Raw genomic sequence first — 14,387 nt, 5'->3', positions numbered from 1 at the left:
ATTTTTTAATGACTACGGTAGATGTATCTATAATTACAGTAAATTATAATAATGCAAAATTGACTTTAGATTTTGTAAACTCATTAGTAGCTAAGTTTCCTAAAAATTATACTTATGAAGTTATTGTAATTGATAATGCCTCTACAGAACCTTTAAGTTTACAATTAGTAACTACTTTTAATGCAGTAGATTATCCTATAATATTTCATAAAAGTGCTATAAATTTAGGTTTTGGAGCAGGAAATATGTTAGGTGTTCAGTTTGCAAAAGGTAAATATTTGGCTTTTATAAATAACGATGTAATAATTACAGAAGATTGTTTTTCTCCTTTAATAGACTATTTAAAAGCAAACGATGATGTTGCAGTCTGTTCACCACAACAATTAAATATTGATAATAAACCTGTAATTGGGTTTGATTATTTTCAAGGGTTTAGAAAAGAATTATTTGGTAGAAGTTTTATAGAAAAATTTATAAAAAATCATCCAAAACGAAAAGATTTACCATATAAAACACCTTTTGAAGTACCAGCTTTACAAGGTTGTTTTATGTTTTTTAAGGCTGAAGTTTTTGCAAAAATTGGAGGTTTTGACACTAATTTGTTTTTATATTTTGAAGAAATGGATTTGTGTTTTAGGTTAAAACAATTGGGCTACAAAAGTGTTTTAGTACCAACATCTACTTTTAAACATTTAGAAAGTGCTACCGTAAAAGCAAATCCTTTAATTAAGCAAGAGTTAATGATTTCTAGGCTTTACATATACCGTAAAAATTATTCTTATTTAAAATATAAATGTTTACAATTTATTATTTTACTAAAGTTAGCTTTAAAAGCGTTGACCAGTAAGAATAGAGCAAAATTATTTTGGATAGTTTTTCAAGGTGCGCCTTTAAAATATTCTTTAAAGCAGAAACAACAAATTGTTTTAAAATAAGCTTCTGTAGACGTCTGCATAGTGTAATGCAGCAGTATTCCAATTAAAACTTTTAGCACGGTTTTGATATGCATTTATATAAAAGTCTTTGTTGGTTTCATACTTATGTAATCCTTCTATCAAGACGTTAGCCATGTATTTTGAATCAAAATTATCCCAGTAAAATGCATCTTTACCGCCTATTTCAGGTAACGATGTAAGGTTGGATAAAAATACAGGTTTACCATAAGACATCGCTTCTATTGGTGGTAACCCAAAACCTTCTAATAATGAAGGAAACACCAACGCTTCACAATGTTTATAGTAATAATGTTTCTCGGTTGAACTAATTTTACCTAAAATATGGATTTGGCTTTTTGTATTAGTTTTTGCAATTGCAGTTTCTAAAACATTGGTTGTATAATCGTCTTTTTTTGATCCTGCAAGTACCAAATCAAAATCTGGTAAATGCTCTAACATTTGCACTAAAGTATGTGGGTTTTTACGTGCTGTTAATCCGCCAATAAAAAATAAAAATGGTCGTTGGGTTACTGGTGTAACCGCTTTAAAATCGGTTTGGAGTTTGCTTATAGGATTACCATTGTAGATTACATATTCTGGCACGTTTGGAACATCAAAATGTTTGTGTGTAGATTGTTTAGTAAATTCAGATATGTAAGTAATGGCGTGACTTCGTTTTAATTTTTCTTTAAATCTAAGATTCACTTTATGATCCATATCGTTAGAAACTTCATCTACAAAATTTACGTCATGAATTGTTAATACATACGGAATATTAAAAAATGGTTCTACTTTTATATTTTGATTTAAACTATGCCAAACATCGTACTTCTTTTTTATTCTGAATAAAGGTTTTCGGCTTAAAGATTTATAAGTTTTATAGTTAAAATAATTACCGTATTTATCTTTTAAAGGCGTTGTGTTTTTAGCATTAAGTGTTATTTTAAAATCTTCAATTTGCGCATTATAAAGCCCATTAATTAGATGATAATTAAATTGCCCAAAACCGTTAAATTGATTTTTTATGTTATGAGATTCTAAAAAAACGTGTTTCATCTATTCAATATTTCTGTACATAGTCCAAAGCTGAATATAACGCTTAAACACCATAAAACCACTAAGATAAGATACTATAAAACCTTCTTTTCCATCTAAAAAACCAAGTCTTAAAAAGTATTGGTGCATAAATCTGTACCAAGGTCTAAATAAAAAATGATATAGGTTTGGTCGTACATTTTTATTATATAATTCTTCTGCTTTTAATTTACTGTATTTGGTAAGTTTTAAATTATAACCGTCAAAAGATTTATACGTGTAATGATCTACTTTGTGTTTTAATTTTTTAATAGTTGAAGCTGTTTCTATAGCTTCGTGTACTAATTTACCGTTGTATTTGCTGTTGTTTTTATTAAATAGTCTAACAACATAATCCGTTTGAAATCCGCTATATTTCAATCGTTTACCCATAAAATAAAAGTTTCGTTTTACTTTAAAAGCTTCATTTTTAGGGTCTGTTTTTATGGTGTTTGTAATTTCTTCAGCCAATTCAGGAGTCACAATTTCATCTAAATCAAAAAAAGTAACCCAATCGTTATTAGCCAAACTTAGTGCGTAGTTTTTTTGTGTAGAAAAATCATCAAATTTACGTTGTATTACTTTTGCACCAAGTTGTTTAGCAAGATTTACGGTGTTATCTGTACTAAAAGAATCTACTATGATAATTTCGTCTGCAAAAGATAAGCTTTTAATGTAGCATTCTACATTTTTTTCTTCGTTATAAGTTATAGCTAAAGCGCTTATCATGTTATAGAAAATAAGATTTTAGGCAAATATAACCAATAGGCTTTATATATTTGTGAGTAGTTAAAAATCATTTTTGGTATGGCAAAATTACCGGTATTAATGTATCATTCTGTAACTTCTAAAATAGATGAAGCTAAAGGTTTGACTATACATGTGGATAAGCTGGAAAAACAGTTGCTGTATCTAAAAAATAACGGTTATAAAACGCTTCATTTTAAAGATTTAGATCGTTTTAAAACTGCAAAAGATTTACCAAAAAAATCTGTAATTATTACGTTTGACGATGTGTATGTTAATCAATTAGAATTAGCATATCCATTGTTTAAAAAACATAATCTTAAAGCTTGTTTTTATGTGCCTTTTAAATTTGTTGGTAATAAAAATAATTGGGATGAAGGTAAAAAACCAATAATGTCTGTAGCACAATTAAAGCAACTAGATCCATCTATTATCGAGCTTGGTTGGCATAGTTACGGTCATATTAATTACCAATTATCTTCTATAGATACGATAGCGTTAGATTTAAAATCATGTCAAGAATTTATTAAAAACAATGAATTTGAGTTGTCCAACACTATTGCTTATCCTTACGGAAAATTCCCTAGAAAAAATCCAATAAATAAACAATTTGAAACCTTGTTAAAAGCAAACCATTTAGATTATGGTTTACGCATAGGTAATAGAATTAATAAGTTTCCTTTTAAAAATAAATATCAAGTACAACGATTAGATATAAAAGGAGAAGATACGTTACTAAAGTTTATATGGAAACTTAAAGTAGGTAAGTTGTTTTAAACTATTTAATCCCTTTTTTTAGTAACATTAATTTGGCATATCTAGAAAATACACCGTAAGCGTTAATGCTAGCAACAGCTAGTCCAGGAATACCATCCATAAAACCGCGTCTTAAAATATAGCTACTAAAAAAACGATAAAAAGGTTTGAAAGCTAAATGAAAATAAGTTGCTTTCTTACCTTTTTTAAGCATTTGTTCTGCCTGAAACCAAGCATAACTATCTTTTTTACTAATGTAGTGTTCTAGACCTTTGTAAGTAAAATGAAGTACAGGATTTTTAAGTTGACCAATACTACCATCAATAATCAATTTTTCGTGTACTAAACCTTCAAATTTACAATTAGCACGTTTAACTAATCGTAGTACAGAATCGTAATGATGATACAGAAAACGATTCATATAAAAATGCGGAAAGTTTAGCTTGTATCCAGCATGTTTCGGGTTTTTAATAACCTCTAAAATTTCTTGTTTTAAAGCAAAAGGAATACGCTCGTCAGCATCAATAAACAGTACCCATTCACCAGTTGCATATTGTAAGGCAAAGTTTTTTTGATTAGAAAAATTATCAAATTGTCGTTGTACAACGGTGCAATTATTTTTCTTAGCTATATCTACTGTTTTATCAGAGCTAAAAGAATCTACAACAATAATCTCATCAGCAAAACGTACAGAACGCAAAGCTTTTTCTATATAATTTTCCTCGTTAAAGGTAGGAATGATGACAGATAATTTCTTCATTTAAAACAATAAATAAAAGACAAATTTACGTTTTTATATTCTTCTTAAACAAAACTAAAGCATGCAATATTTTAAATATGTATATCTTTGCAATTCAATTTGAAACAATACATTAATGAGTGGTTTACCTATATCTGTAATAATTAGTACTTATAACGCTGAAGCTTGGTTAGAAAAAGTTTTAGAAAGCTATAAATATCAAGACTACGATAACTTTGAAGTTATTATAGCAGATGATGGCTCGCGTGAAACAACTAAGCAGTTAATAGATCGTTTTAAAGCAGATTACCCTGTAAATTTACGTCATATTTGGCATGAAGATAAAGGTTATAGACGCCAAGAGTTATTAAATAAGTGTATCATGCAAACAGAGCATGATTATATTTTAATGACAGATGGAGATTGTATTGCTCGTAAAGATTTTGTATCAACTCATGCAAAATATGCAGAGAAAGGCTACTTTCTTTCTGGTGGTTATTTAAAATTAGATATGCCAACAAGTGAAACCATTGAGTTGAAAGATATTGAAAACGAAAATTGTTTTGATACTAAATGGTTAAAAGAAAACGGAAGTGTAAGTTTTAAGCAAGCTTTAAAATTAAATGCTAACGGACTTTGGGCAGATTTTTTAGATGCTACAACACCAACAGGAGCAACATTTAACAACTGTAACTCAAGCGCCTGGAAAGACGATTTGATTGCTATAAATGGTTATGATGAACGTATGCAATATGGTGGACCAGATAGAGAACTAGGAGAACGTTTATTTAATTATGGAATTAAATCTAAACAAATAAGACATAAAGCAATTGTTTTGCACTTAGATCATCCAAGAGGCTACAAAACAAAAGAGTCTTTAGAGCGAAATTTAAAAATTAGAAAAGCAGTTAAAGACGAAAATCGTACTTGGACAGATTACGGTATTGTTAAAAAATAGTATGCCAAAAATCTCTGTAATTATAAGTACTTATAATCAGCCTAAATGGCTGTATAATGTCTTAGTTGGATATAACCAGCAAACCTTTACAGATTTTGAAATTATTATAGCAGATGATGGATCTACGGATAATACAAAAACTGTAGTAGACAATTTTATTAGTAAATCAAACTTAAAAATTAAGCACGTTTGGCAAGAGGATAAAGGCTTTAGAAAAACAACAATTTTAAATAAAGCCATTTTAAAGTCAAATGCAGATTATTTGCTATTTACGGATGGTGATTGTATTCCTAGAAAAGACTTTGTGCAAACACATTATGATTTAAAAAAAGATAATTGCTTTTTATCTGGAGGTTACTTTAAATTACCAAAACACATTTCTGAAATTATTACTGAAAAAGATATCATCAAGCAATCTTGTTTTGATAAAAAATGGTTATTAGATCATGGTTTAAAATCTTCATTTAAGCTAAATAAATTAACTGCAAAAGGAACAAAACAGTTTCTATTAAATAAGTTAACACCAACCAAAGCTACTTGGGATGGTATGAATGCATCAGGTTGGAAACAAGATATATTAGCTGTTAATGGGTTTGATCAGAGAATGGAATATGGAGGCGAAGATAGAGAGTTAGGCGAACGTTTAGTTAATAAAGGTGTAAAACCCATACAGATAAGATATAGTGCTATATGCGTACATCTTTATCATGAAAGAGGTTATAAAAATGATAAAGCTATAGCCAAAAACTTAGCCATTAGAAAACAGACAAAAACTAAAAAGACAACATGGACAGAGTTTGGTATAAAACAAACTAGTTAACACGGTAAGCACCAACTTTCCAATAGGTTTGTTCTCTATCTGTTTCAACTTTGTTAAAGTCAAGTTTTTCTATACTTGTATTTGCATCAATAATTTCCCAACAATCTAAACCTTCTTTGTAGATAGAAACTACTAGTAATCCATTAGGTTTAAGTTTACCTATAAATCTATTTAGAACTTCTTTTTTTAAGTTATGATGTACGTAATAATAAGCTTCATTAAAAACAATTACATCATAAGTCTTATTTGGATTGTAATTATGGATATCTGCAACTAAACTAGTAGAATTTGGAAGTTGCTTTTGTTTTGCTTTGTCTATAGAGTTCTTAGAGAAGTCTACATTGTAAAAGTGAGAATAACTATTTTTATCAAACTTTCCGTTTAAAACAGCTTCTCCCGCACCAAGGTCTAGAATAGTAGGGTTTTTAGAAGCGTACTTAGAAATAAATTCAACAATTTTTTGATATCTTAAGTCCTCACGATCATTATTAAGATAATCCCATTTTCCCTTTTTATATTGTCTATTCCATCTGTTTTTTCTTCTCCAGTGATGAAATCGATCTATTAAGCTTAGTTTACTCATTATCTGTAGAGTTTAATTAATTAAAATGTTGCTTTAAAAAAGTATCTAATTTTGGGATGATAATATCTGGCGTTAATTGTTTATAAAGAAAAGTAGGATCTTCTTCAATTTTTTTACGCTGTTCTCTATCTGTAGAAAACAAATCTGGTTTTTCATCTAAAAGGTGAATAGATGTGTGTTTTTTACCGTCTTCAAAACTTGCCCAATGTTCTTTTAATACATAAGGAGAAAAAATAGTAAATGTTGGTTTGTTTAAAGCTTTTGCAATGTGTACTGTGCCGCCTTCATTTGCAATTAATAGATTGCATTTATTCATAAGTAACACAAATCCACGGATACTTTCTTCATAAATATCAAAAATAATTTGTTTTTTATGTTTACATTGATTGTATATAGTTTGCGCATCTTCTTTTTGATGTGGTGCATAATTAAATAAGGCATACACATCATAATTTTCAGTTACAAAATCTATCAACTTTACGATATAATCATAAGGCATAGATTTTTGTGGTGTACTACCCAAAATACCAAACATGACTATTGGCTTGTTGTATTGGTTAAGCTTATCGTATTGCTCTTCAGCTTTAGTTAAATATATCTTAGGCTCATAAACAGGGTTTTTAATATCATAAACCGAAGTCACCAAATGTACTCTGTCTTCAATAGATTTTCCGCAAGGTTTAGACTTTTCTTTTAAAAACGAAATATTGTGTGTGTAAAACGGTAAAGGTGGATTTTTTTCTCGTTTTTTAAATCCTATTCTTGTATTTGCACCTGATAATAAAGTAATTACACGACTTTGAAATTTTGCGTAAGGATCTACAACAATATCATACTTTTTACGTCGTACATTAAAAGCAGTTTTAAGAAGTACGGGTATTTTTTTAAGTTCTTTTTCCTTAATTTCAATAATATTATCAATTGCTGGGTTTTGTTCGATAACACCAGTTGTGTAATCGTAAACCATGTAATCTATTACAGAATCAGGAAATACTTTTTTTAAATTTGTAGCAATTAAAGAGGCTAATAGCACATCTCCAATTCTTTTATTTTGAATGATTAAAATCTTCTTCATCTAAATTGGCTTTTGCCTAAGTGCAAAATATAATTTTATCGGCTTTTATTAAAATTTAGTTTAACATATCTTTGAAGCAACTTAAAATTAATTAAAATCATACACTGTCATCCAAAATATCAACATTTAAAATCTGAAATTGAAAATTTAATTAAGGATTTTGATAACAAAGGAGAAGCTGTAACTATTGGCCAACGTAATGTTATTAAATCTTTTGAAGTAAACGGTTTAAAGCTAAATATAAAGTCCTTTAAAAAACCAAATGCTTTTAATAGTTTTATTTACAAATGGATACGACCAAGTAAAGCTAAACGGTCTTTTGAATATGCAAGCAGGTTAATAGATTGTGAAATATCAACACCTTTTCCTATTGCCTATATAGAAGAAACATCTGTTTTTGGATTAAAAAATAGCTATTATATAAGTGAGCATATAAATTATGATTTTGAATTTAGAGCATTAATACACAATCCAAAATTCCCTAACAGAGAAGAAATATTACAGAAATTTTCAGAATTCACCTTTAAGTTACATGAAAATAATATTAATTTTTTAGATCATTCACCAGGCAATACGTTAGTTGTTAAAACAGAGCAAGGTTATAAATTCTACCTTATAGATTTAAACCGAATGCGTTTTGAAAACATGACCTTTGATAAGCGTATGTATAATTTTAGACGCTTGTGGCTATCTAAAACGATGATTAAAGTAATTGCAGAAAAATATTCAGAATTATATAAAAAGCCTTACCAAGAAACCCATGATTTAATGTTAAAGCATAGTATGGCGTTTCAACATAAAATAAACCGAAAAAAATTGCGTAGATCTGGACGTAAAATGCAATTTAAATCATAATATAAAAAATCCTAAACTTTAAAGTTTAGGATTTTTTATATTCATTTTGTTAAGTAACTTTCATTTAAACAGCCACATCATATTCGCGTAACGCATCGTTAAGCGATGTTTTTTTGTTGGTACTTTCTTTGCGTTTACCAATTATTAGTGCGCAAGGCACGTTGTAACTTCCTGCAGCAAATTCTTTAGTGTAACTTCCAGGTATTACTACAGAACGTTCTGGTACATAACCTTTCATTTCAACAGGTTTATCACCAGTAACATCAATAATTTTAGTACTCATAGTTAAAACAACATTAGCACCTAATACAGCTTCTTTGCCAACTCTAACACCTTCTACAACAATACATCTACTACCAATAAAAGCACCATCTTCAATAATTACAGGAGCAGCTTGTAAAGGCTCTAAAACACCACCAATACCAACACCACCAGAAAGATGTACGTTTTTACCAATTTGCGCACAACTACCAACAGTAGCCCAAGTATCTACCATAGTACCTTCGTCTACATAAGCGCCAATATTTACATAACTAGGCATTAAAATAGTACCAGCAGAAATATATGCGCCATGACGTGCCACAGCATGAGGTACAACTCTAATTCCTTTTTCTTTATAACCAGTTTTTAAAGGGATTTTATCATGATATTCAAAAATACCAACTTCTAAAGTTTCCATTTTTTGTATCGGGAAATATAAAACAACAGCTTTTTTTACCCATTCGTTAACTTGCCAACCATCTGTAGTAGGTTCAGCAACACGAAGTGTACCTTCATCTAAAAGCGCTATCACCTTTCTAATTGCTTCAATAGTTGATGTCTCGGTTAAAAGCTCTCGGTTATCCCAAGCAGTTTCAATAATTTGTTGTAAATCTTTCATTTTTTGTAATTTCAATTTTTTGGCGTGCCCTAAAGGTCAGGCTTTACGCTATATCTTTTTTTACCATATATGGCAGCAAAAAAAGGATGTCGCTTCAATCCTTCACGCAAATATAATTCCTATAAATTAAAATATGGCATAATATTTAAGGTGTTAATCTATAAAACCATAAATTTGCATAAAATTTTAAGATGGCTCAAATATTAGCAATAGATTACGGTAAAGTAAGAACAGGATTAGCAGTTACAGACGATATGCAAATTATAGCATCAGGACTAGCTACTGTAGCTACAAAAGAGCTTTTAGATTACTTAAAGACATATACAGAAAAAGAGAATGTGGAGCTTTTTTTAGTTGGAGAGCCAAAACAAATGGATAATACAGCTAGCGAAAGCGAAGCTTTAATTAAACCATTTATTTCTAAACTAAGATCTACATTTCCGCACATTCCTATTGAAAGAGTAGACGAGCGTTTTACCTCAAAAATGGCAGCGCAAACCTTAATTGATAGTGGATTAAAGAAAAAACAAAGACAAAACAAATCTTTGTTAGATGAGGTTAGTGCAACTATTATCTTACAAAGTTACCTTTATAATAAATAATAATTTATGATATTACCTATAGTTGCTTACGGCGATCCCGTTTTAAAAAAGCAAGCCAAAGAAATAACAAAAGATTACCCAAATCTTGACACATTAATAGATAACATGTTTGAAACTATGTATGGTGCATACGGTGTTGGTCTTGCAGCACCGCAAATTGGGTTATCAATTAGAGTTTTTATAGTAGATGCATCACCATTTGCAGAAGATGATGATTTGTCAAAAGAAGAGCAAGAACAATTAAAAGATTTTAAACGTGTTTTTATTAACCCAACTATACTAGAAGAAACTGGAGACGAATGGGCATTTAACGAAGGCTGTCTTAGTATACCAGATGTTAGAGAAGACGTGTTTAGACAACCAAATATAAAAATACAATATCAAGATCAAGATTTTAATACACATACAGAAGAGTTATCAGGTCTTGCAGCACGAGTATTTCAACATGAGTATGACCATATAGAAGGCGTATTATTTACAGATAAATTATCTGCACTTAAAAAACGCTTAATTAAAGGAAAACTAACCAATATTTCTAAAGGAAAAATAAACGTAGATTACCGAATGAAGTTTCCGTTAATGAAAAAGAAACGTTAAACGTTTGGAAAACCCAAAGTAACATTAGATATTTGCGACCCTTAAAAATAAATTTATGGCTTTAGAAAAAGTTTTAGCAATTTCAGGTAAACCTGGATTATACAAATTAGTAACTCAAACAAGAACGGGCTTTATAGCAGAATCTTTAATAGATCAAAAAAGATTATCTATTGGTATACAACAAAATGTAAGTGTATTAAGCGAGATAGCAATATATACTTTAACCGAAGAAGTGCCTTTAGCAGATGTTTTTAGAAAAATAAGCGAAAAAGAAAACGGACAAGAAACAGCTATTAGCCATAAAGACTCTAAAGATAAGTTAGAAGAATACTTCTTTGAAGTATTACCAGATTATGATGAAGATAGAGTATATGTTAGTGATATTAAAAAAGTAATTCAGTGGTATAATTTACTTGTTAAAAATGATCTTTTAAACTTAGAAGAAGACCTAACAACAAGTGATGAAGAATAATAATAAACTTGTTTATTAAAATATAAAAAAAATCCAGCCTTAAAGCTGGATTTTTTTGTGCCAATGTTTTACGCAATAATAAATCATTGTACTTTTACCAAAAACCTTTTTTATGAATAGTAGACCTGATCAATTAAAAGCATTTGACCGTTTGTTAACCATTATGGATGAGTTAAGAGAACAATGTCCATGGGATAAAAAACAAACCATGCAAACATTGCGTCATCTTACTATAGAAGAAACTTACGAACTAGGTGACGCTATTTTGGATAACGATTTAGAAGAAGTAAAAAAGGAATTAGGAGACCTAATGCTTCACTTAGTTTTCTATGCAAAAATAGGAAGTGAAACCAATGATTTTGATATAGCCGATGTACTAAATACTGTTTGCGATAAACTAATACATAGGCATCCGCATATTTATGGAGATGTAAAAGTTGAAAATGAAGAAGACGTAAAACGTAATTGGGAAAACCTTAAATTAAAAGAAGGAAAAAAAAGTGTTTTAGAAGGTGTACCAAAAAGTTTACCAGCGCTTGTTAAAGCAAGTAGAATACAAGATAAAGTTGCAGGTGTTGGTTTTGACTGGGAACAACCAGAGCAAGTTTGGGAAAAAGTAGAAGAGGAGTTATCTGAATTTAAAGAAGAAGTACAAAACGGTAATCAAGACGCTATGGAAGCCGAGTTTGGAGATGTACTTTTTTCTATGGTAAATTATGCACGATTTTTAAAAATTAACCCAGAAAATGCATTAGAAAGGACAAATAAAAAGTTCTCAAAGCGTTTTGTTTATTTGGAAGAAAAAACAAAATCTTTAAATAAAGAATTAAAAGACATGACTCTTACTGAAATGGATGTTTTTTGGGAAGAAGCCAAAAAACTGTAATTGGAAAAATCCACTGATTTTTTCAAATATTACAATAGGGAAGAAGCCAAAAAACTGCTATAATTTTTCAAAAAAAATAATTTATAAAAAGTCAATTAATACCTAATTAGCGTTTTAACTATTTGATTTACTTAAAAATATGTTAAAATCAACTTTTTTATAATCTATAAAAATCCAAAACAATAAATGTGTCGTATATAAAGCATATGACATTTAATCTTACCTTATTATAGAATAAAGTTGATTAATAGCATACATCATATTAGGTGTCATAGAAAATAAAATTATTTCTTGTAAACGAAGAGAAATAATTGGTTAGTTTAGTTAGGAGCCAAAACCCTATTTCCTCTCAGAAATAGGGTTTGGTTTTTTTATTAGAAAATGTTTCCTATAATTTTAATGATTATGAGTAATAGATTAATTAAATACTATATGATTAATCGTTATCTTTCATTAATATAGAGACTTAATTTTTTTAAGTTTTGTTAGCCAAATGTCTAATTCCTCTTTATGCTTTTTTATGTTTTTATGCACTTCTTTTACTAAAGGATTATCTGATTTAACATTAGTAAAAAACTGTAAATTGTTTTCTAGTTGGTTAATTTCTCCTTTTATTTCATCTACTTTTTTCTGAATGTAAAAACGTTCGTTATCAATTACTTTTTGGTTGTCTGTAGATGATAAATCTTGAAGTTTATTTTCAAACTTAATCATTTCAGCTTCAGTTTTGTTTAAATCTAAGTTTTTAAACAAACCATCTAATACATTATTAAAGTCACCTTCAATATGTTTTTTATTTCTAGGTACGCGACCTATATTTTTCCAATTATTAATTTGTTCTTTTATAGTAGCTAAGTCTTCTTTTTGGTCTCCGGTTAATTTTAACTCTTTAACTTTGGCTAGTAATGCTTCTTTTTCTTTAAAAGCTTGCTCTTCTTCTGCAGACGCTGCATTACGTTGGTCTTTTATTCTATCAAAATAGTGGTTACAAGCAGTTTTAAATTGTTTCCAGATTTTGTCGCTGTCCTTTCTTGGTACATGTCCAATTTTTTTCCAATCTGCTTGGATTTTTTTCATTAAAGGTGTAGTTACTTCAAAATCTTCGTTGTTTTTGTTTTCTTCTGCAATTTTAATAAGTTCTTGCTTTTTCTCTAGGTTAACGTATTGTTCCTTTTTTAAATCTTTATAGAATTGATTTTTCTTTCTATTAAAGGTGCGAACGGCTTCTTTAAATTTAGCCCATGTTGCTTCGTTAACTTTAATAGGTACTTTTCCTGCTTTAAAAAATTCTTCTCTTAAAGCTTCTACCTCTTTAATTTTATTTTGCCAACCTTTGTGAGTATTTATATTTTCTGAAGAAATTTGAGCAATCTTGTCTATAATAGCTTGTTTGTTTACAAGATTTTGCTCGTATAATTTATCTAAGCTTTTAAAGTATTCTTGTCTATTTTCATTAATTTTCTTTGTAGCTTCTTTAAATCGTTCCCAGATTGGTTCTCTGTGTTCTCTTGCTACAGGACCAAGCTCTTCTTTCCAGATTTTATGAAGATTTTGAAGTTCTCTAAAGGCTCTGTTTATATTATCGTCTTTAGCTAGTGCTTCTGCTTGCTCTATAATTTTTGTTTTTTGTTCTAAATTATGTTCAAAATCTTTATCGCGTAAATCTCGATCTAAGTGTAATAAATCATAGAAACGTTCTACATTAAAATGGTAGCTATTCCAAGCGTTATTATATTTATCTCTTGGTATTGGACCAGCATTTCTCCATTGGTCTTGTAAATCTTTAAATGTCTTATATTTAGAACTCATTGAGTCTTCTGCATCTTCTGTAAGTGCTTTTATTTGCTCAATAATTTCTAGCCTATTATTTAAATTTTGCTTTAAGTTTTTTTCTAAATTTTTGTAGTGTGCAGTTAGACGTTGTTTGTAGTCTTTATAAGTGTCTCTAAAGCTACGTTGTAACGGAGAGTTGTATCTAAAGTCCATCTCTACACCGCCATTACTTAAAAACTCTTCTTTCTTTTCTTCAAGTAAGTCATTAAATTGTTTATCAAACTCTTGTTTTAAGGCATTAACATGTTTGTTTATAGCTTGTACTTTTTCGTTTTTTACCAAACGTTCAAGTTCTATAACCAATTGTTCCATGTTTAAAGACTCATAATCTTTTTCTTCAATATTATGTCTGTCTTTATTGCCTTCATCTTCGGCATCTTCTGCGTTAGAGTCTTCAATTTCATTTAAGACTTTATCATCGTCGTTGTTTGAATTGTCTTCTGTTGTTGGTTGTACAGTTTCTTTTTGTTCTTCCGTTCCGTCTGCGTTTTGCAGGTTATCTAGCTCTGACATCTTTAAAATGTTTTAAAATTTAGATTTTAAAGATAGTAACAAGTTGAAAAACTACAAACAAA

The 14,387-nt window shown here is 29.3% G+C and carries 16 protein-coding genes; 9 read left to right on the top strand and 7 right to left on the bottom strand.

Annotation, left to right across the window (positions count from 1 at the left end; translation table 11 throughout):
* Positions 1 to 8: 8 nt before the first annotated feature.
* Positions 9 to 935 carry a glycosyltransferase family 2 protein gene (locus H574_RS0108335; protein ID WP_027880140.1) on the top strand — a complete coding sequence of 309 codons (927 nt, stop codon included), beginning with the start codon at positions 9 to 11 and terminating at the stop codon, positions 933 to 935.
* On the opposite strand, the gene H574_RS0108330 is transcribed toward H574_RS0108335, so the two are convergent.
* Positions 927 to 1,991: a glycosyltransferase family 4 protein gene (locus tag H574_RS0108330; protein WP_027880139.1), complete on the bottom strand. Its 1,065-nt coding sequence runs from the start codon at positions 1,989 to 1,991 to the stop codon at positions 927 to 929. The genes H574_RS0108335 and H574_RS0108330 overlap by 9 nt on opposite strands.
* Positions 1,992 to 2,738, bottom strand: coding sequence for a glycosyltransferase family 2 protein (locus tag H574_RS0108325; protein WP_027880138.1), 747 nt, complete (start codon positions 2,736 to 2,738; stop codon positions 1,992 to 1,994).
* A gap of 78 nt (positions 2,739 to 2,816) precedes the next feature.
* Between H574_RS0108325 and H574_RS0108320 the strand changes: the two genes are divergently transcribed.
* Positions 2,817 to 3,533, top strand: a complete 717-nt coding sequence (locus tag H574_RS0108320; RefSeq protein ID WP_027880137.1) for a polysaccharide deacetylase family protein — start codon at positions 2,817 to 2,819, stop codon at positions 3,531 to 3,533.
* A 1-nt stretch (position 3,534) separates the two neighbouring features.
* Here the strand turns inward: H574_RS0108320 and H574_RS0108315 are convergent, their stop codons facing one another.
* A complete protein-coding gene (locus tag H574_RS0108315; RefSeq protein WP_027880136.1) occupies positions 3,535 to 4,272 on the bottom strand; it encodes a glycosyltransferase family 2 protein in 738 nt (245 codons plus the stop codon).
* Between the two features lie 115 nt (positions 4,273 to 4,387).
* On the opposite strand from H574_RS0108315, the gene H574_RS0108310 reads away from it, so the two are divergent.
* Both H574_RS0108310 and H574_RS0108305 read left to right on the top strand, forming a co-directional pair.
* A complete protein-coding gene (locus tag H574_RS0108310; RefSeq protein ID WP_027880135.1) occupies positions 4,388 to 5,209 on the top strand; it encodes a glycosyltransferase family 2 protein in 822 nt (273 codons plus the stop codon).
* A 1-nt stretch (position 5,210) separates the two neighbouring features.
* Positions 5,211 to 6,029 carry a glycosyltransferase family 2 protein gene (locus tag H574_RS0108305; protein ID WP_027880134.1) on the top strand — a complete coding sequence of 273 codons (819 nt, stop codon included), beginning with the start codon at positions 5,211 to 5,213 and terminating at the stop codon, positions 6,027 to 6,029.
* Here H574_RS0108305 and H574_RS0108300 read toward each other — a convergent pair.
* Complete coding sequence (locus H574_RS0108300; RefSeq protein WP_036227388.1) at positions 6,022 to 6,612, bottom strand: class I SAM-dependent methyltransferase; 591 nt, start codon at positions 6,610 to 6,612, stop codon at positions 6,022 to 6,024. The two genes, H574_RS0108305 and H574_RS0108300, sit on opposite strands and share 8 nt — an antisense overlap.
* A 16-nt stretch (positions 6,613 to 6,628) precedes the next feature.
* Positions 6,629 to 7,687: a glycosyltransferase family 9 protein gene (locus tag H574_RS0108295; RefSeq protein ID WP_027880132.1), complete on the bottom strand. Its 1,059-nt coding sequence runs from the start codon at positions 7,685 to 7,687 to the stop codon at positions 6,629 to 6,631.
* Between the two features lie 90 nt (positions 7,688 to 7,777).
* Here H574_RS0108295 and H574_RS14080 point away from each other — a divergent pair, with 90 nt between their 5' ends.
* Positions 7,778 to 8,542, top strand: a complete 765-nt coding sequence (locus H574_RS14080) for a lipopolysaccharide kinase InaA family protein (protein WP_036227386.1) — start codon at positions 7,778 to 7,780, stop codon at positions 8,540 to 8,542.
* Positions 8,543 to 8,606: 64 nt separating this feature from the next.
* Here H574_RS14080 and H574_RS0108285 read toward each other — a convergent pair whose 3' ends face one another.
* Positions 8,607 to 9,422, bottom strand: a complete 816-nt coding sequence (locus H574_RS0108285; protein ID WP_027880130.1) for a 2,3,4,5-tetrahydropyridine-2,6-dicarboxylate N-succinyltransferase — start codon at positions 9,420 to 9,422, stop codon at positions 8,607 to 8,609.
* A gap of 191 nt (positions 9,423 to 9,613) precedes the next feature.
* On the opposite strand from H574_RS0108285, the gene ruvX reads away from it, so the two are divergent.
* From ruvX to mazG, 4 genes are all read left to right on the top strand, one after another.
* Positions 9,614 to 10,024 carry a Holliday junction resolvase RuvX gene (gene ruvX, locus H574_RS0108280; protein WP_027880129.1) on the top strand — a complete coding sequence of 137 codons (411 nt, stop codon included), beginning with the start codon at positions 9,614 to 9,616 and terminating at the stop codon, positions 10,022 to 10,024.
* A gap of 6 nt (positions 10,025 to 10,030) precedes the next feature.
* Positions 10,031 to 10,621 carry a peptide deformylase gene (gene def / locus H574_RS0108275; protein ID WP_027880128.1) on the top strand — a complete coding sequence of 197 codons (591 nt, stop codon included), beginning with the start codon at positions 10,031 to 10,033 and terminating at the stop codon, positions 10,619 to 10,621.
* A gap of 55 nt (positions 10,622 to 10,676) precedes the next feature.
* Complete coding sequence (locus H574_RS0108270) at positions 10,677 to 11,093, top strand: DUF5606 family protein (RefSeq protein ID WP_027880127.1); 417 nt, start codon at positions 10,677 to 10,679, stop codon at positions 11,091 to 11,093.
* 112 nt (positions 11,094 to 11,205) lie between these two features.
* Entirely contained in the window at positions 11,206 to 11,979 is a 774-nt protein-coding gene (gene mazG / locus H574_RS0108265; RefSeq protein ID WP_027880126.1) for a nucleoside triphosphate pyrophosphohydrolase, read from the top strand.
* A 453-nt stretch (positions 11,980 to 12,432) separates the two neighbouring features.
* Here the strand turns inward: mazG and H574_RS0108260 are convergent, their stop codons facing one another.
* Positions 12,433 to 14,325: a DUF349 domain-containing protein gene (locus H574_RS0108260; RefSeq protein ID WP_027880125.1), complete on the bottom strand. Its 1,893-nt coding sequence runs from the start codon at positions 14,323 to 14,325 to the stop codon at positions 12,433 to 12,435.
* Between the last annotated feature and the right edge of the window lie 62 nt (positions 14,326 to 14,387).

It is taken from the genome of Mesoflavibacter zeaxanthinifaciens DSM 18436 (assembly GCF_000422365.1).
In the GTDB taxonomy this organism is placed as follows: domain Bacteria; phylum Bacteroidota; class Bacteroidia; order Flavobacteriales; family Flavobacteriaceae; genus Mesoflavibacter; species Mesoflavibacter zeaxanthinifaciens.
Note: the sequence above shows the minus strand (reverse complement) of the source record. Positions and strands in the feature narration are given on the sequence as shown.